This is a genomic window from Pseudomonas sp. UBA6699, from assembly GCF_002454615.1.
In the GTDB taxonomy this organism is placed as follows: domain Bacteria; phylum Pseudomonadota; class Gammaproteobacteria; order Pseudomonadales; family Pseudomonadaceae; genus Aquipseudomonas; species Aquipseudomonas juntendi.
Genome location: NZ_DKJF01000049.1, coordinates 1 through 18,991, shown reverse-complemented (window position 1 = coordinate 18,991; position 18,991 = coordinate 1). Strand labels below are relative to the sequence as shown.

General features: G+C 65.0%; 10 protein-coding genes. 1 reads left to right on the top strand and 9 read right to left on the bottom strand.

The window, feature by feature from the left end; genetic code table 11:
- Positions 1-179: 179 nt before the first annotated feature.
- The 4 genes from mdoH to pip all read right to left on the bottom strand — a co-directional run bounded on the left by mdoH (position 180) and on the right by pip (position 6,145).
- Positions 180-2,753, bottom strand: a complete 2,574-nt coding sequence (gene mdoH / locus B3361_RS09400; protein ID WP_054905299.1) for a glucans biosynthesis glucosyltransferase MdoH — start codon at positions 2,751-2,753, stop codon at positions 180-182.
- Positions 2,746-4,476, bottom strand: a complete 1,731-nt coding sequence (locus tag B3361_RS09395) for a glucan biosynthesis protein G (protein ID WP_218186634.1) — start codon at positions 4,474-4,476, stop codon at positions 2,746-2,748. The genes mdoH and B3361_RS09395 overlap by 8 nt, the downstream gene beginning before the upstream one ends.
- A 263-nt stretch (positions 4,477-4,739) precedes the next feature.
- On the bottom strand, positions 4,740-5,177 hold the full coding sequence (gene dtd, locus B3361_RS09390) for a D-aminoacyl-tRNA deacylase (RefSeq protein WP_009684267.1): 438 nt from the start codon (positions 5,175-5,177) through the stop codon (positions 4,740-4,742).
- The gene (gene pip, locus B3361_RS09385; RefSeq protein ID WP_029885408.1) at positions 5,174-6,145 is read right to left on the bottom strand and encodes a prolyl aminopeptidase; all 972 of its coding nucleotides are present in this window, start codon (positions 6,143-6,145) and stop codon (positions 5,174-5,176) included. Before pip ends, dtd begins: the two co-directional genes overlap by 4 nt.
- Positions 6,146-6,293: 148 nt before the next feature.
- On the opposite strand from pip, the gene B3361_RS09380 reads away from it, so the two are divergent.
- Positions 6,294-11,747 (top strand): dermonecrotic toxin domain-containing protein, encoded by a 5,454-nt coding sequence (locus B3361_RS09380; RefSeq protein ID WP_154211051.1) that lies wholly within the window; start codon positions 6,294-6,296, stop codon positions 11,745-11,747.
- Positions 11,748-11,788: 41 nt separating this feature from the next.
- Here B3361_RS09380 and hutG read toward each other — a convergent pair whose 3' ends face one another.
- From hutG to hutU, 5 genes are all read right to left on the bottom strand, one after another.
- Positions 11,789-12,592 carry an N-formylglutamate deformylase gene (gene hutG, locus B3361_RS09375; protein ID WP_054905300.1) on the bottom strand — a complete coding sequence of 268 codons (804 nt, stop codon included), beginning with the start codon at positions 12,590-12,592 and terminating at the stop codon, positions 11,789-11,791.
- A 10-nt stretch (positions 12,593-12,602) separates the two neighbouring features.
- Positions 12,603-13,808: an imidazolonepropionase gene (gene hutI, locus B3361_RS09370; protein ID WP_286920187.1), complete on the bottom strand. Its 1,206-nt coding sequence runs from the start codon at positions 13,806-13,808 to the stop codon at positions 12,603-12,605.
- Between the two features lie 15 nt (positions 13,809-13,823).
- Entirely contained in the window at positions 13,824-15,227 is a 1,404-nt protein-coding gene (locus B3361_RS09365; protein ID WP_054905302.1) for an amino acid permease, read from the bottom strand.
- Positions 15,228-15,362: 135 nt separating this feature from the next.
- Positions 15,363-16,895, bottom strand: a complete 1,533-nt coding sequence (gene hutH, locus B3361_RS09360) for a histidine ammonia-lyase (RefSeq protein WP_029885413.1) — start codon at positions 16,893-16,895, stop codon at positions 15,363-15,365.
- 104 nt (positions 16,896-16,999) lie between these two features.
- Entirely contained in the window at positions 17,000-18,673 is a 1,674-nt protein-coding gene (gene hutU / locus B3361_RS09355; protein ID WP_178126163.1) for a urocanate hydratase, read from the bottom strand.
- Positions 18,674-18,991 lie beyond the last annotated feature (318 nt).

The window sequence follows — 18,991 nt, the reverse complement described above, 5'->3', positions numbered from 1 at the left end:
TACCGGCCGATGCTTCGTATCGGAGAGGGATGCTAACGCATGCCGGCCCGGGGACCTAGCACTGGGGGGGACTTTGTTGGCCAAAATCAGGGTTGGGCCCTTGAAGCATCGCGGGCACGCCCGCTCCCTCAGGGAAATGCGGATCCCTGTGGGAGCGGGCGTGCCCGCGAAAAGGCCGGTCAGGCGCCGGCGAGTGCCGGCTGGCCTTCATTCTCCGGATGCAACGGCAGCAGCGGCGAATGCGGGTCGTTCTTGATCGAGGCACGCCACACATCGATCCACGCCGCATTGTGCCCGGCCCATACCTGCTCGTGCAGGCGGCTCAAGGCGACCGGGTCGCTGAGCAACGCCAGGCGGGTATTGAGGTCCAGCCCTTTCGGCCCGACCTCGATGGCCTTGGCCACGCGCTCGGCACGCAGCGCCTCGATCGGCGCCGCCTGGCCGTGGCGGGCCGTGGCCATGGCGCAGGCCAGGGCGTTCTGCCGCGGGTCGACCACAGCACGGACGAAACCGTCATGCAGGGCATGCCAGCGGTTTTCGTGGGTGTACTGGTCGGTTGCCAGCAACTCCTGCGGCGTCGCGTACTCCTCGGGGATCAGGAACAGCTTCTCGTCCTTGGCCGCCAGCCCCAGGCGGGTGCGGCTGGAAATGACCGATACCGGAATCGACAGCATCAGCGAACCGACGATCGGCGCCAGCCACCACAGGAAGCTTGGGTTCAGCCATGCCACCAGCCCGGCCCAGGCAATGCCCAGCAGCGTCTGCGGGCCATGCCGGCGTAGCGCTTCGCTCCACGGTGTGGAGTCGTCGTCGCGCTGCGGCGAGTTCCAGGTCGCCGCCCAACCGAGGAACGCGGCCAGGACGAAGCGGGTATGGAAGATCATGCGCACAGGCGCCAGCAGCATGGAGAACAGCATCTCCATCAGCATCGACAAGGTGACCTTGATTCGCCCGCCGAACTCGACGGCGCCCTTGGCCCAGATCAGGATGACGCTGAGCAGCTTGGGCAGGAACAGCAGCACGATGGTGGTGGAGAACAGCGCCACGGCCTTTTCCGGGTGCCACTGTGGCCACAGCGGGTACAGCTGGTACGGCTCGATGAAGTACTGCGGCTCCATCAGCGTGTTGGTCGCCAGCAGCGCGGTCGACAGCACCAGGAACAGGAACCACAACGGTGCCGACAGGTACGACATGACCCCTGTGAGGAACACCGCACGGTGCACCGGGTGCATGCCCTTGACCAGGAACAGGCGGAAGTTCATCAGGTTGCCGTGGCACCACCGACGGTCACGCTTGAGCTCGTCAAGCAGGTTCGGCGGTAGCTCTTCGTAGCTGCCCGGCAAGTCGTAGGCGATCCACACGCCCCAGCCGGCACGGCGCATCAACGCCGCTTCGACGAAGTCGTGGGACAGGATGGCGCCGGCGAAGGCGCCCTTGCCCGGCAACGGCGCCAAGGCGCAGTGCTCGATGAACGGCTTCATGCGGATGATCGCGTTGTGGCCCCAGTAGTGCGACTCGCCCAGTTGCCAGAAATGCAGCCCGGCAGTGAACAGCGGGCCATACACGCGGGTGGCGAACTGCTGCATGCGCGCATACAGGGTGTCCATGCCCGAGGCTTTCGGCCCGGTCTGGATGATACCGGCGTCCGGGTTGGCCTCCATCAGGCGCACCAGGCTGCTCAGGCATTCGCCACTCATGACACTGTCGGCGTCGAGCACGACCATGTACTTGTACTCGCCACCCCAGCGACGGCAGAAGTCGTCGAGGTTGCCGCTCTTGCGCTTCACGCGCCGCCGGCGGCGGCGGTAGAAGATCCGGCCAAAGCCTTTGGTTTCACGGCACACGTCCAGCCAGGCCTGCTGTTCGGCCACGGCGATGTCGGTGTCGTTGGTGTCGCTGAGCACGAAGAAGTCGAAACGGTCGAGGTTGCCACTGGCGGCCACCGATTCGAACGTCGCCCGCAGGCCGGCAAATACCCGCGGCACGTCCTCGTTGCAGATCGGCATCACCAGCGCGGTACGCGCCTCGGGCGCAATCGGCTCGTTGCCGGCGCTGCTGCCGGAGATCTTGTACTTGTCGCGCCCGGTGAGCAGCTCCAGGAAGCCCATCAGCGCGGTCCAGAAGCCCGCCGACACCCAGCAGAACAGGATGCCGAAGAGGATCAGGATGGAAGTCTGCAAGGCATAGGGCCATACCTGCACCACCGTATCCCACAACGGCTGGTTAAGCACTTCGTCGAGGTCGACGAACGACCAGCCCTGGTACGGCAGGATGCTCTTCATGTACCAGCCGGCAACGATGGTCTGACCGATCATCAGGGCCAGCAGGATATAACGGCGGATCGACCCGACCGTGCGCCAGCGCGCTGCCGGCAGCTCGCGCTTGGGCGGCTGCGGCGCATTGGGGCGGCCGGTCATGCGGCGCCACATGCGGACCAACAGGTTGGTGCGCCACGGCTCCGGCACGACCTTGGTACGCTTGATAGGCGGGGCAATCTTCAGGCACAGGCGGCCGCTGCCGTCGACGCCGAGCATTTCGGCCTCTTCCAGCTCCGCGGCGCTGCCTACGGTAAGGCGCGGGCCCACCGAGGCCTGCACGGCCTCGGCAGGGCTGGCGGCCGGGTTGGCCGCCAGGCGTTGGTGCAGCTCACTGAACGAGGTGCAGCTGGCCAGTTCTGCCCGCTGCTCGTCGCCAAGTGGTAGGTGGGCCAGGTACTCGCCAAGCGATTCCGGCCTTGCGCTTGAGTTACTCATCGGCAGGCAACTGATAGCTCCAGGTCTCGGTCAGCACCTTCTCGGTGGTGGCCGGGGCCCCGTTGGTGGGCGCCGCGTCGGCGGCAGGTTGTTCGGCCTTGGCGGCCTTGTCCGCTTTGTCGGCCTTGGCAGGCTTGGCGGCGGCCTTGTCCTGCTTGGCGTCCTGGGCAGGCTTGGCCGGTTCGGCTGGCACATCACGCACCAGCGCGGCACGCATTTCAGTCGACTTGTTGACCTCTTTGACCTTCAGCCGCAGGGTCAGGCGCCAGCCCTTGGTCTCTGGGTTATAGCGCAGGTTGTTCTCGACCACATCGGCGTTGTCGCCCACGCTGACCTGGCTGCGCAGCGGAGTGTCCTCAGGCAAGGCAGCCAGCGCCGGGCCGGCGAAGTCGACCACGAAGGCCACGCTGCCGTCTGGCTGGCGGATCAGGTTGGACTGCTTGACGTCACCCGTGGAGCGCAGGGTCTGCTTGACCCAGCCCAGGTCAGGGGCCTGGAACTTGGGTTCGTCGATGGTGAAGTGCAGACGGTAGTCGTACTCGAACGGCTTGCCGGGTTCAGGCAGCTTTTCCGGGCTCCAGAACGCCACGATATTGTCGTTGGTCTCGTCGGCAGTCGGGATTTCGACCAGGTCGACGGTGCCCTTGCCCCAGTCACCCTTCGGCTCGATCCAGGCGCTTGGGCGCTTCTGGTAGTTGTCGTCGAGGTCTTCGTAGTCGCTGAAGGCACGCTGACGCTGCATCAGGCCGAAACCGCGTGGGCTTTCCACGCTGAAGTTGCTTACCGACAAGTGTTTCGGGTTGTTCAGCGGGCGCCAGATCCACTCGCCGTTGCCAGCGTGGATGGACAGGCCTTCGGAGTCATGCAGGGCCGGCCGGTAGTTGAGCACTTTGGACGGCTGGTTAGGGCCGAACAGGTACATGCTGGTCAGCGGGGCAATGCCCAGGCGGCTGACCTGATCACGCAGGAACACGCGGGACTGCACGTCGACCACGGTGTCGGTGCCTGGGCGCAGGATCAGTTTGTAGGCGCCGGTGGAACGCGGCGAGTCCAGCAGGGCGTAGATCACCAGGTGCTTGTCAGCCGGCTTGGGCTTCTCGACCCAGAATTCGGTGAAGCGCGGGAACTCCTCGCCCGACGGCAGCGCGGTGTCGATGGCCAGGCCACGGGCCGACAGGCCGTATACATGGCCCTTGCCGACTACGCGGAAGTAGCTGGCACCCAGCAGGGTCATGATTTCGTCCTGCTTGTCTGCCTTGTTGATCGGGTACAGCACACGGAAACCGGCGTACCCCAGGTTCTTGGTGGTATCCGGGTCGTGTGGCACGTCACCGAACTCGAAACGGCTCGGGTCGTACTTGATTTCCTCGACCTTGGTCGCGGTGACTTCGTTGATTTTCACCGGTGTGTCGAAGTGCATGCCCTGGTGGTAGAAGGACAGCTTGAACGGGGTCTTGTCCTTGGCCCACTCGGCCTTTTCCTGCAGGAAGTGGATCTTCTGGTAGTCCGCGAACTTCATGTCGCGGAACACTGCCGGCAGGTTGCTTTTCGGTGCCTCGTACTTCTGGCCGGCCAGATCCTTTGCCTTGGCTGCAACATCGTCAAGATTGAATGCCCACAGCTGGCCCGCGCTCATCAGGCCAACCAGGGCCATGCTGGCCATCAGGGCCTTGCGCAACCGGATGCCGGGGATTCTTGATGCTTTTTGGGGACTAACAATCACGAGCAACCCTCGCCGAAAACAGATCATGAAACCAACGGCCAGCGACAAATGCCGGGTTGGCGAGCACTGTTCGGACCCCGAGAGGGCGTAATGATTCCCCAAACGGTTCCAGACAATGCTCGAGTCAGAGTGAAACGAACCTGCGAACGCAGGTCCATGCAGCGCGCGATTATCCAGCAGGTCGCGTGACAACGCATCAGGCTGGAACAACTATTTATCGTACAAAACCCCTTGTTTTCCTGTGAACAAGGGGTTTATTGACCTCAAATTTGTAACATAAATGTCACGGGGCCATCATTTACCAGGTGCACCTGCATATCTGCGCCAAATCGGCCGCTGGCCACAGGGGCGTATTGGCTGTTGGCCTGCTGCAAAAGATAGTCGAACAATTCGGCCCCGAGCGCCGGCGGCGCAGCCGTGGAGAAGCTCGGGCGCAGGCCGTTGCGGGTGTCTGCCGCCAAGGTGAACTGCGACACCAGCAGCAAGCCGCCGCCAACATCCTTGAGCGACTTGTTCATCTTGCCCTGCTCGTCGCTGAACACCCGGTAGTTCAACAGCTTGTGCAAAAGCTTATCGGCGTGCTCGCGGGAATCTTCAGGCTCTACGGCAACCAGCACCAGCAACCCCTGGTCGATGGCACCCACCACCTCGCCCGCGACTTCTACCCGCGCCCCACGCACCCGTTGCAGCAGGCCCCTCATGCTTCTTCCAGCGGCAGGTCGAGCAAGCGGCGTGCCATTTGGTCGGCGGCACGGACCAGTGCATCGGTAATGCCAGGCTCGGAGGCCGCATGGCCAGCGTCACGGATCACCTTCAGCTCGCTGTTCGGCCAGGCCTGGTGCAGGGCCCAGGCGTTGTCCAGCGGGCAGATCACATCGTAGCGGCCGTGCACGATCACTGCCGGCAAATGGGCGATTTTCGGCAGGTCGCGGATCAGCTGGTCCGGCTCGAGGAACGCGTTGTTCATGAAGAAGTGACATTCGATACGGGCAATCGACAGGGCCCGCTGCGGCTCGGAGAAGCGGTCGACCACCAGCGGATTGGGGCGCAGGGTGGCGGTGCGACCTTCCCAGGTGGACCAGGCCTTGGCCGCGTGCATCTGGGCGATCTGGTCATTGCCGGTAAGGCGCTTGTGGAAGGCCGCCACCAGGTCTCCACGCTCCTGCGCGGGGATCGGCGCAATGTAGTCCTGCCAGTAGTCGGGGAACAGGCGACTGGCGCCCTCTTGGTAGAACCACTGGATTTCCTGGGGCCGGCACAGGAATATGCCGCGCAGGATCAGGCCATGCACCCGCTCGGGGTGGGTCTGGGCGTACGCCAGGGCCAGGGTGGAGCCCCACGAGCCACCGAACAGCACCCATTTATCGATACCCAGGTGCTCGCGGATACGCTCCATGTCCTCGACCAGGTGCCAAGTGGTGTTGTTCTCCAGGCTGGCATGGGGCGTGGAGCGGCCACAGCCGCGCTGGTCGAAGGTGATGATGCGATACAGGTTGGGGTCAAAATAGCAGCGGCTCTGGGCGTCGCAACCAGCGCCAGGGCCACCGTGGATGAACACCACGGGCAAACCTTCCGGCGAGCCGCTTTCGTCGACATACAACACATGCGGCGCTTCCACGGCCAGATCGTGCCGGGCGTAGGGTTTGATCTGCGGGTAGAGGGTCTGCATCGCGCACTCCGTGTAAGGATATATTCGGCCGTTGGCCATCATAAACCTGAATTGCGCTTAGAGCATGTACCTAAGCGAGATCATCTTATGTGCAGGGCGCAGGCGAGCCTCCCTAGCATCGGGGAACACCCTCGAAGTGAGACTCCCCATGATCGACTCCACCAAACCTGCAGCCTGCGAGCCCGACTTCTACCACCAGTTGGTCAGCAGCAAGCTACCCGCCTGGGTGGTCGACGCCCGGCCAGAGCAGCGCCGCCAGCTGCGCCAGGCGGCCAGCCAGCGCGACCCCAGGCTGGAACGCGCATGCCTGGCACACCCAACGGTGGCCAAGGCCCTGGTGCAAACCTATGGCCAACATGTGCAAGCCGAGGCCAACCTGAGTGCCCTCCTGGCAACCCTGCCGGACCTGCAGCGCTATGCCACCGAGCTGCTGTCCACCGCGGTCAGCCAGCGCTTGGGCACCACACTCGATGTCGAGCGTACCTACCTGATGAACCTGAACAGGGCGGCCGCCCTTACCGAGGTGCTCTCCAGCCCTGGCGGCGATCCTTTCGTCACCTCGTCCCGCGCGCTCAAGCTGGCCACCCAACCCCTGCTGCACTGTGCCTTGCAGAACTTCGAGGCCTTCGAGGCCCAGCCCGACGGCTTGTGCGCCGGCGGCCACGCCTCGGCCATTCTCGATAGCAACGACGTTGGCCTGGCCTCCCAGGCGGTGCCACTGCCCATCGTCGCGGAAGCGTTCGCGGCCCTGGCACGCGAGCTGGATATCGGCGGCAAGTATCAACGGCTGCTCGACGCGCTCGACCCACCGGCCGAGCAGCCCAACGCGCCGGCCATTGCCGGCGTATTCAAGGCTGCCGAGCGCTCCACATTCGAGTTGCAGGTTCACCACGCCTGCCTGCTGGGCCGGATCGACACGGCCCTCCATGAAACCTTGCTCAAGCTCGCCACTGAGCCAAAGGTTGAACACGATGGCCGCCCGGTCCTGTGTGCGGGCATCGAGTTGCTGCATGTTCCGCTGACCGGAGCCATGGCGATTGGCCTCGACGCACGCCGGCCGGTGGGCGCCGGCCGATTCCCACCAGGGCCGGTGTACCCGTATGCGGGCTGGGTGGTGCTTTACCTGCCCGGCATGCCCGAGCCGTTGACCCAGCACGCCAGCAGGGCCGATGCCGAAGCGTTCCTGCGTGAACAGTTGCCTGCCTTCCGCCGCCCGGAATGCCAGCGCCTGCTACCCGATCGGCACAAGCGCCCCTTCCTGGAGCGCATCGCCAACGCGCAGGTGCGTCTGCACGTGCAGCCCTTCACCCGCCCGTACCTGGACGAGCTGGCCTGCCAGCGGCAGAAGCGGCTGAGGGATGACGGGCTGTTCCATGCGGTGCCGACAGCCATGCAAAACGGCAAGACTGCGCAACGCCACCTTGACTACTTCAAGGCCCTGGCCTTCGTCAGCCTGAACGTTGCCGCCCTGTTCATCCCCCCGCTCGGCGCCGCGATGCTTGGGGTTACGGCCCTGCAGCTGGCCAATGAAACGTTCGAGGGCATCGACAGCTGGCTTGACGGTGATCGCCAGCAGGCAGTCGACTACTTGATGGACGTGATCGACAACGTCGCCATCATGGCCGCGCTCGCGGCAGCCGGCGGGGGGCAGGCTACGCCGGTGGTCGAGCGGATCCCTGTGGAGACGCCCTCCTTCATCGAAGAACTGCAGCCGATCGACCTGGCCGACGGCGAGCGACGCCTGTGGCACGCGGACCTGGCGCCCTTCGCCCACGACCGGGTATTGCCGGGTGGGCTGGAGCCAGACGAATCCGGCCTGCTGCACTATGGCGGCAAAACCTGGCTGCCCGTGGAAAACCGGGTTTACTCGGTGACCCGCGCTGCGACGGGTTACTGCCTTGAACACCCGACCCGCCCGGCAGGTTACCAGCCCAAAGCGCTGCACAATGGTGCAGGGGCGTGGTTGCTGGAGTCCGAGCAGCCGCAAAGCTGGGACGGCGCACGCCTGCTGCGCCGCCTGGGGCACCTGAGCGGGTCTTTCGATGAAGCGACCTTGCAGCGGATCCTGCACGTCTGCGATATCCACGAAGACACGCTGCGCCACTGCCTGGCCCACAACCGGCGGCTGCCCGCACTGCTGGAAGACACCCTGCAGCGGTTCAAGCTGGATGCCCACATCCGCCAGCTGCCAGACCAAAGCGCCTGGCCTGCAGCGTTCACCACGGCGTACGCGCGCATCGCTAGCCCCCTGCCGGCCAACGGCGAGGTGATCCGCCGGGTCTACCCCAGCCTGCCAGCGCCGATCATCGATGAGCTGGTGCGCGACGCAAGTGCCATTGACCTGCAAGCCCTTGGTGCCGGCAAGGTGCCCCTGCACCTGGCCGAGGAAATTCGCGCCTACCAACAACACGTGCGCCTTGCCCGCGCTTATGAGGGCCTGTACCTGGCCGGCGCGCAAAGCTGGGACAGCGACCGGCTGATCATGCAAACCCTGCCCCACCTGCCGGGCTGGCCCGCAGACACGCGGCTGCGCCTGTTGCAGCGCAGTCACTGGCCCGACCAGGACCATGCCATCGGCGCGCAGGGCAGCAGCCCCTGGGCGACCATCACCCACTCGCCAGCCGGCTACATCGTTCACGCGCAGGGCGAGCCCGGGGCGGTGGTGCGTCGCTACCCGCAGCTCTTCAGCGCGCTGCATGCGGCCTTGCCCGACGCCATGCAAGGCCTGGGCGTCACCAGCGGCGAGGCCCTTCAGCACCTGCTGCAACAGAGCCCGCTATTACCCCGCCCGGCCTTGCGCGATGCGTTAGGCATGCAACCGCCCCGGCCCGGCTATCGCTCGCCGATGCGCCTTGCCGATGGCCGCGTTGGCTACCGTTTGAGCAGCGGTGATGACCAAAGCCAGGGCAGCATGCGCCAGCACCTGCTGAGCACGCTGAGGGCCACCGGCATTCCGGAACGCACCGGCAGGCCGGCCGAGCAGGTGCTGATGTCGCTTGCCGCCAACGGCCGCACCCGGCTGCAGATCCTCGAATACCTGACCACGCTGATGGAGCAACGCAACGCCTTGCAACGCAGCCTGGACGACTGGAGCGAAGCCATTTCACCGGCCTCCGACCAGGCGGCCCGCACCTATGACACCCTGCGTGAAGCGATCATGCAGCACTGGTACGACACCGCCCTGGAGGATGATGCCGCGCTCGGTGCCGAGCTGCGCGTGCAAGGCGTACCGCTGACCGACATCCCGCTGACCCTGCCCGATTTCTTCTACCGCGGCGTGCGCAGCCTGCACCTGCTCGACCTGCCAAGCGGCACCCTGGCAGGTTGGGGCCAGAGCGAGCGGCTGATGCAACGCTTGCTGCGGCTGATGCCCGGGCTGGAAGCACTGGAAATCAGCAGGCCGTATAACCCCAGGGCAACCCCCTCGCTACTGCTGCCCAGCGTGCCGACCATTGCCTCGACCCTGCCGAACCTGCGCAGGCTGGCCATGACCAACCAGAACCTGGCGTTCAGCAACAGCCACCTTGGCGAGCTGGCAGGCCATGCACGGCTTGCCCATCTGGACCTCAGTGGCAACCGGCTGCAGCAAGGCATCGACAGGGCCAGCTTCCACTGGTTTACCCTGGATTACCTGGGCTTGAACCGGATGCAACTGAGCCAATGGCCCACCGGTATCGACAGCGAAACCCTGAGCCGTATCGGGCACCTGTCGTTACAGGACAACAACCTGACGTCACTGCCCGCGTTCCTGCTGGGGGAAACGCCGCTGCAACGCGCGCCGGTGATTTCGCTGCAAGGCAACCCCATCAATGAAACGCACCTGCAACGCCTGCTGCTGAACGAACGCCCGGAAACCGCCCAGGTCACCGTGGATCAGCCCCCGGCGCTGAACCAACGGCTGGAACGCCTCCGCAGCGAGCGGCAACTCATGCGCGATGCGATCGATGGCTGGGTCCATGCCTCGAGTTCGAGCAACCCGTTGACCCAGGCGGCCCTGACCGACCGGCAGCGTATGGCGGCAGCGATAAACGCATTCTGGGAGCGCCAGGAGCAGGGCCAGCGATACCTTCGCCTGCAACTGGAGGACGTTGCCATCGAACACTTCCCGCGCCGCCTCCCGGCGTTCTTCGGCGAGCGTGTGCATGCAATGACCCTGACCCGCCTCAGTGGCACCTCAGCACAACTCAGTGAACTGCTTGCACGCTTTCCGAATATAACCCGCCTGACCATCGATGCTCACCAAGGTGCTACGCCTGCACTGGCATCGGCCTTGCCACGCCTGCCGCGCCTGACCTACCTGGAGTTTCGCAACATGGGCCTGGATGTCGACCAGGCCATGCTGGAAACCTTTGCCGAGCTTGAGCACCTGACCTCGCTCGACCTGTCTGGCAACCGGGTCGGCAACATCACCCAGGTGCCTGCGCGGTTGTCCGCCAACCTGACGTCCCTCGAACTGACCAACATGAACCTGCACGCGTGGCCAGACTGGTGCGACGCGCTGCTACCCCTGGAGTTGCTAGACCTGAGCTCGAACAACATCACCCAACTGCCCGAGCACATCCTCTCCAACCTGAACAACGCCATGCCGATTTCGTCGATTTCGTTGTTCGACAACCCCTTGCCCGACGCCACCATCCTGCGCGTGCGGGCCTACTCGGATAGCCAGCGCAGTTACTCGTTCGCCCTGGACATTCCAGACAACCTGATGCTGGTCAACTCGTCCAGTGAAGGCTCGCTCGACCATCCGCACTTCCCGTTGCAGGGCGACGACACCCCCAGGCTCGAAGACTGGCTGCTGGGTGACGAGGCTCAGAACGAAGCCTTGCGCAGCTGCTGGCAACAGCTGGAGGGCAGCGACCTGTTGCGGCTAGCAGGCCGTTTGCACAACGCCGCGCCGTTCGTCGACCCTACCACCCGGGGCGACTTCTGTGCGCGGGTGCGCCTGATGCTGGTGGCAGCCGCAGCCAACCAAGATGAACGGCCGATCATGGAAAGCATTGCCGCAGCGGCGCTGCCCGACCCAGAGACGGGATCGCAGACATGCCACGACGGCGCACTTCAGGAGTTCAACAACATCGAACTGTACCTCATGGCCAACCGCCTGCTGATCGACGCTGGCGATACCCTGCACAGCCTGCACCAGCGCCTGTTACGGCTGTTCCGCGTGGACCAGCTGGAAAAGCTTGCCGCCACGCGCACCGGTTCGGGCGACCTGGTCTCGGTGCGCCTGGCCTACCGTCGCGAGCTGGCCAGGGAGCTGGACCTGCCGATCGCCGACAGCATGCGTTTTCGCGGGGCCGCAAACCTGGCCCGTGGCGAGCTGTCGCGGGTACTGGAAAGCGTGCGCCAGAGCGAACACAGTGAAGTGTTCATCGATTACCTGCTGGCCAATAGCGGCTGGGCCCAGCGCCTGCGCGGCGAATATGCGCCGCGCTTCGCGCAGATAGAGGCCCGTTACCGCCAGCGGGTACTGGAGCTGTCCGGCAGCGGGCACCCGCTGCACGAGGAAGTCGCTCTGCAGCAGGGCCTTTGGGAGGACAAGCAGCAGGAAGAGCTGGCGCTGCTGCGCGAACTCACCCTCACCTTCGTGGGCAACAGCTGAGCAAGCCCACGCGGCGGCGGCGCGCAACTGGGCGCCGCCCATTACTTGCAGTAATGCGCCCGGCCCCACGCCAATGCGGCCTGGAGCAACGCCGTCAACACCTCGCGTGTCGGCTGGGCGCGGTCTTCGCGGTAGGTAAACGGCTCCTGCTCTTCCATGTAGGTGCTTTGCGCCAGCTCCAGCTGTACGGCATGGATGTCATGCGCCGGGTCGCCGTAATGCCGGGTGATGTGGCCGCCTTTGAAGCGCCCGTTAAGCACATGGCTGTAACCCTGGGCTTGGCTGCACACCTGGACCAGCCGCTCGGCCAGGCCCGGGTCGCAACTGGCGCCATTGAACGTGCCCAGGTTGAAGTCCGGCAGCCTGCCATCGAACAGGTGCGGGATCAGCGAACGAATCGAGTGGGCATCCCACAGCAGCGCGTAGCCGTGGGTTTCCCGCAGGCGCGCCAGCTCGTTGCGGATCGTTTGGTGATAAGGCTGCCAGATCGTCGCCAGGCAGGCCTTGCGCGCTTCGGCAGTGGGCTCCAGCCCCTGCTTGAACAAAGGCTCGCCATCGAACAGCGTGGCCGGATACAAGCCGGTTGTAGCACCGGCATATAACGGTTTGTCGTCAGCCGGGCGGTTCAGGTCGATGACGAACCGCGAATATTGCGCGGCGACCACGCTGGCCCCCAGTTCCCGGGCAAAGTCGTAAAGACGTGGTATGTGCCAATCCGTGTCGGGCAGGCTGCGCGCTTGGTCGACCAGGCCCTGGTCCACGGCCGGGGTGAGCTTGAGGCCGGCGTGGGGCATGCTGATCAGCAACGGCAAATGCCCTTGGTGGAAACTCAATACCTTGTCCATCTAGCCTCCCTCAATTGGTAATTTCATGGCCACTGCGCACCACGCGCTTGGGCAGGTCGCCGCCGAGCCAGTACGCCAGGTCGGCGGGGCGCTCGACCTGCCAGGCGACGAAGTCGGCCACCTTGCCAACTTCCAGCGAGCCGTGGCTGTCACCCAGGCCCAGCGCGGTGGCGGCATGCACCGTGACGCCGGCCAGGGCTTCTTCCGGCGTCATACGGAAGCACGTACAGCCCATGTTCAGCATCAACCACAGCGACAACCCGGGCGAGGTACCCGGGTTGAGGTCGCTGGCAAGGGCGATCTTCACCCCATGGCGGCGCAAGGCGTCCATCGGCGGCAGTTGGGTTTCGCGCAAAAAATAGAAAGCGCCCGGCAGCAGCACCGCGACCGTGCCCGCCTTGGCCATGGCGATGGCGTCTTCTTCAGTCATGAATTCCAGGTGGTCGGCCGACAGCGCCTGGTAACGCGCAGCCAGGCTGGAGCCGTGTAGCGAAGACAACTGTTCGGCGTGCAGCTTGACCGGCACCCCCAACGCCCGCGCCTTGATGAACACCCGCTCGACTTGGGCCGGGGTGAACGCCAGGTGCTCGCAGAAGGCGTCCACTGCGTCCACCAGGCCTTCGCCGACCAGGCATGGCAGCAGTTCGTCGCAGATGTGCGTGATGTAGTCGTCCGCCCGGCCGGCGTATTCCGGTGGCAAGGCGTGGGCAGCCAGGCAGGTGGCCCGTACCGTCAGTGGCAGGGCATCCGCCAGCCGCCTGGCCACGCGCAGCATCTTGCGTTCGTTGGCCAGGTCCAGGCCGTAGCCGGACTTGACCTCAAGGGTTGTCACGCCGTCGCGCATCAAGGCTTGAACCCGCTGGCGCGCACTGGCGAACAACTCATCCTCGCTGGCCGCGCGGGTGGCCCGCACGGTGCTGGCAATGCCCCCGCCCTGGGCGGCGATTTCGGCATAGCTGACGCCTTGCAGGCGCTGTTCGAACTCGCCACTGCGGTTGCCACCGAATACCGCGTGGGTATGGCAGTCGATCAGCCCGGGGGTGACCCAGGCGCCGCCCAGATCCACCGTGCGCTCGGCCTCAACCGGGCCCAGCCCGGCCCGCGGGCCGATCCATTCGATCAGCCCGGCGTGGGTGACGATGGCCGCATCTTCGATCAGCGAATAACGGCCTTCGGCCATGGTTGCCGCATGGCAGTGCTGCCAGAGGGTTCTCATGCACAATCTCCTGTACTAGCGGTGTAGCTCGGCCGGCTCTGCAACTGGCTGGCCCTGCCCTGCCCGCGGCTTGCACCACAGCAGGTAGGACGCCACCAGGAACACCACCCAGACCACCCCGACGACCAACGCCGCCTGGGTGTCCGGGAAGTAACCGAGCACGCCAAAGATGAACACCATGAAGGCAATGGCCATGGCCGGGCCATAGGGCCAGAACGGTACCGGGAACTTCAGCTGGGCGACCTCTTCACGGCGCAGGCTGCGGCGCATGGCCACCTGGGTAACCAGGATCATCAACCACACCCAGACGGTGGCGAAGGTGGCGATCGAGGCGATCAGCAGGAACACGTTCTCGGGGATAAGGTAGTTGAGCAGCACGCCGACCAGCAGTGCCGCCCCCATCACGACCACGGTCATCCACGGCACGCCGTGCCTGGACAACTTGCTGAAGCCGCGCGGCGCATGGCCTTGCTGGGCCAGGCCATACATCATGCGGCCGGCACCGAAGATGTCGCTGTTGATGGCCGAGATCGCCGCCGAGATCACCACCACGTTCAGCACCGCGGCCGCCGAACCGATACCCAGGTTGCTGAAGATCTGCACGAACGGGCTGCCCTGGCTACCGACCTGCGGCCAAGGGTACAGGCACATCAGCACGAACAAGGTGAGCACATAGAACAGCAGGATGCGCAGCGGCACCGCGTTGATCGCCTTGGGGATCACGCGCTGTGGGTCTTTGGCCTCACCGGCCGTGACACCGATGATCTCGATGCCGCCAAAGGCGAACATCACCACGGCGAACGAGGCGATCAGGCCACCGACGCCATTGGGCATGAAGCCGCCATGGTCGAACAGGTTGCTCACGCCAACGGCCTGCCCGCTGCCCACCTGGCTGAAGCCGAAGGCCATGATGCCCAGGCCGGCCAGGATCATCGCCACGATGGCGCCGACCTTGAGCAACGACAGCCAGAACTCCATTTCGCCAAAGACCTTGACGTTGCACAGGTTCAGGCCGCCAATCAGGAACACGATGCCCAGCACCCAGATCCAGCGGGCGACCTCGGGGAACCAGAACCCCATGTAGATGCCGAAGGCGGTCACGTCGGCGATGGCGACGATGACCATCTCGAAGGCGTAGGTCCAGCCGAGGATGAAGCCGGCCATGGGGCCGAGGTAGGTGGTGGCGTAGTGGCCGAACGAGCCGGCCACCGGGTTGTGCACGGCCATTTCGCCGAGGGCGCGCATGACCATGAACACGGCGGCGCCGCCGATCAGGTAGGCCAGCAACACGGCCGGGCCGGCCATCTGGATGGCCGAGGCAGAGCCATAGAACAGCCCGGTGCCGATGGCCGAGCCGAGGGCCATGAAACGGATGTGGCGGGCGCTTAGCCCACGCTTTAGACCTTGAGCTTGTTGCATGTCACGTCCTTGAATTGTTTTTGTGGTCGTGAGGTCGAGAGGGGGCTGCCTTGCAGCCAGATCGCCGGCAAGCCAGCCCCCTCACTGGGGGAGCCGGCTTGCCGGCGAGTGGGCCGCGTGGCGGCCCCAGGGGCATTACAGGCTTGGCAGCACACCGGCCGGCAGCAAACCGGTCAGGCTCCCCTTGGCCAGCAGTTCCACGGCCTTTTCGATGTCTGGCGCAAAGAAACGGTCACGGTCATAGTGCGGCACTTCGCTGCGCAGCGCCTGGCGCGCCTGCTCCAGCTTGGTGGAGGTCTTCAGGCCCTTGCGCAGGTCGAGGCCCTGGCAGGCACCCAGCCATTCGATGGCCAGGACGCCTCGGGTATTCTCGGCCATTTCCCACAGGCGCTTGCCGGCAGCCGGGGCCATCGAAACGTGGTCTTCCTGGTTCGCCGAGGTGGGCAGGCTGTCGACGCTGTGCGGGTGGGACAGGGCCTTGTTCTCGCTGGCCAGCGCAGCAGCGGTCACCTGGGCAATCATGAAGCCGGAGTTGACCCCGCCATTTTCCACCAGGAACGGCGGCAGCTGGGACATGTGCTTGTCCATCATCAGCGAAATGCGGCGCTCGCTGAGCGAGCCGATTTCGGCGATGGCCAGGGCAATGTTGTCGGCGGCCATGGCCACCGGCTCGGCGTGGAAGTTGCCGCCGGAAATCACGTCCCCTTCGGCAGCGAACACCAGCGGGTTGTCGGATACGGCGTTGGCTTCGACCGCCAGCACTTCGGCGGCCTGGCGCAACTGGGTCAGGCACGCACCCATGACCTGCGGCTGGCAGCGCAACGAATACGGGTCCTGCACCTTGTCGCAGTTCTTGTGCGACAGCGACACTTCGCTGGCGTCGCCCAACAGGTCGCGGAAGCACGCCGCGGTGTCGATCTGGCCACGCTGGCCCCGCACTTCGTGGATACGCGCATCGAATGGCGAACGCGAACCCAGCGCGGCTTCGACGCTCAGGCCACCGCAGGCAATGGCGGCGGCGTACAGGTCTTCACCCTGGAACAGGCCGCGCAGCGCATAGGCGGTGGACGCCTGCGTGCCGTTGAGCAGGGCCAGGCCCTCCTTGGCGGCCAGGGTCAATGGCTCGAGGCCGGCCACCGCCAAGGCTTCGGTCGCTGACAGCCACTGACCCTTGTAACGTGCCTTGCCTTCGCCCAGCAGCACCAGCGACATATGCGCCAAGGGGGCGAGGTCACCGGAAGCCCCGACCGACCCTTTCAGCGGTATGTGCGGGTAGACTTCGGCATTGACCAAGGCGATCAGCGCGTCGATGACCTTGCGGCGAATGCCGGAGAACCCGCGGCTGAGGCTGTTGATCTTCAGCACCATGATCAGCCGCACCAGGTCGTCATCCAGCGGCGCACCGACACCGGCAGCGTGGGACAGCACCAGCGAGCGTTGCAGGTTTTCCAGGTCGTGGCTGGCGATACGGGTCGACGCCAGCAGGCCAAAGCCGGTGTTGATACCGTAGGCGGTGCGGTCTTCGGCAATGATCTGCTCAACGCAGGCCACACTGGCGTCAATGGCTGGCGCGGCGCTGGCATCCAGCTGCAAACGCACGGGCGCGGCGTGAATGGCGCGCAGCTGGGCCAGGGTCAGGGTGCCTGGCTTGAGGGTGAATTCGGTCACGTTGCTACTCCAGTCGTTTGGAGCCACAGGCCCGTCTGTGGTGCCGTGCGCTCCTTCTTGTTGTTCAGTATCACCCTTGGCGGGGTGCGAGCCAAAGCCGGGGGTCAGCCCGTAATCATCGGCAGGTCCAGGCCCTGCTCCCTGGCGCAGTCGATGGCGATGTCGTAGCCGGCATCGGCGTGGCGCATGACACCGGTCCCCGGGTCGTTGGTCAGCACGCGGGCGATACGCTCGGCGGCTTCATCGGTACCATCGCAAACGATGACCATGCCCGAGTGCTGCGAGAAGCCGATGCCCACGCCGCCGCCGTGGTGCAGCGAGACCCAGGTGGCGCCGCCCGCGGTATTGAGCAAGGCGTTGAGCAGCGGCCAGTCGGAGACAGCGTCCGAGCCGTCGCGCATGGCTTCGGTTTCGCGGTTGGGGCTGGCCACCGACCCGGAGTCCAGGTGGTCGCGGCCAATCACTACCGGCGCCGACAGCTCGCCGCTGCGGACCATTTCGTTGAACGCCAGGCCCAGCTTGGCACGCAGGCCCAGGCCAACCCAGCAGATACGCGCCGGCAAGCCCTGGAAGCTGATGCGCTCGCGGGCCATGTCCAGCCAGCGGTGCAGGTGGGCGTCGTCGGGGATCAGTTCCTTGACCTTGGCGTCGGTCTTGTAGATGTCGTCGGCCTCACCGGACAGCGCCGCCCAGCGGAACGGGCCAACGCCGCGGCAGAACAACGGGCGGATGTAAGCGGGTACGAAACCTGGGAAGTCGAAGGCGTTCGCTACGCCTTCTTCCTTGGCCATCTGGCGGATGTTGTTGCCGTAGTCGAACGTCGGGATGCCCTGCTTCTGGAAGTCGAGCATGGCCTGCACGTGCACGGCCATCGACTGCTTGGCGGCCTTGACCACTGCCGCAGGTTCGGTCTGCGCGCGGTCGCGGTACTGTTCCCAGGTCCAGCCGGCGGGCAGGTAACCGTTGAGTGGGTCGTGGGCACTGGTCTGGTCGGTGACCATGTCCGGGCGCACGCCGCGCTTGACCAGTTCGGGCAGGATTTCGGCGGCGTTGCCGTGCAGGGCGATGGAGATTGCCTGGCCTTCGGCGGTGTACCTGGCGATGCGTGCCAGGGCGTCGTCGAGGTCGGTGGCCTGCTCGTCGACGTAGCGGGTTTGCAGGCGGAAGTCGATGCGGCTCTGCTGGCATTCGATGTTCAGCGAGCAAGCCCCGGCCAGGGTCGCCGCCAGTGGCTGGGCACCGCCCATGCCGCCCAGGCCTGCGGTGAGTACCCACTTGCCCTTCAGGTTGCCGCCATAGTGCTGGCGACCGGCTTCGACGAAGGTTTCATAGGTGCCCTGGACGATGCCCTGGCTGCCGATGTAGATCCAGCTGCCGGCGGTCATCTGGCCATACATGGCCAGGCCTTTGGCATCCAGCTCGTTGAAGTGCTCCCAGCTGGCCCAGTGCGGCACCAGGTTGGAGTTGGCGATCAATACACGCGGGGCGTTGCTGTGGGTCTTGAACACCCCGACCGGCTTGCCCGACTGCACCAGCAGGGTTTCGTCGTCTTCCAGGCGGGTCAGGGTTTCGACGATCTTGTCGTAGCACGCCCAGTTGCGCGCGGCGCGGCCGATGCCCCCATAAACAACCAGCTCCTTCGGGTTCTCCGCGACCTGCGGGTCGAGGTTGTTCATCAGCATGCGCAGTGGCGCTTCGGTCAGCCAGCTTTTGGCGGTGAGCTTGTTGCCACGTGGGGCACGGATTTCAACGTCACGGTATTTATTGTTGTCGGTCACGGGAAGGGTCCTCTGCGGTCGAGCGCGGGCGGGTATGTCGTGGACAATATACAAACACACCTTTACTTGTATGTACAAGCATGGACAACCAAAATAACCGGAACGGTCCGTTGAATGGATCGGACAACAAAGGGGCCGCTGCGCGACCCAATCGCCGGCAAGCCAGCTTCCACAGGTATGCCACAAGTCTCGAAGGCTGAGTTTTACCTGTGGGAGATTCTATGGTTCCTGGCAGGGGTAGCCGGAGCATCTTCAGCGCCTGTGAGATCGAGCGCCGCCCGCGCGGCGCATCGCGAGCTGCGCTCGCTCCTACGTTTG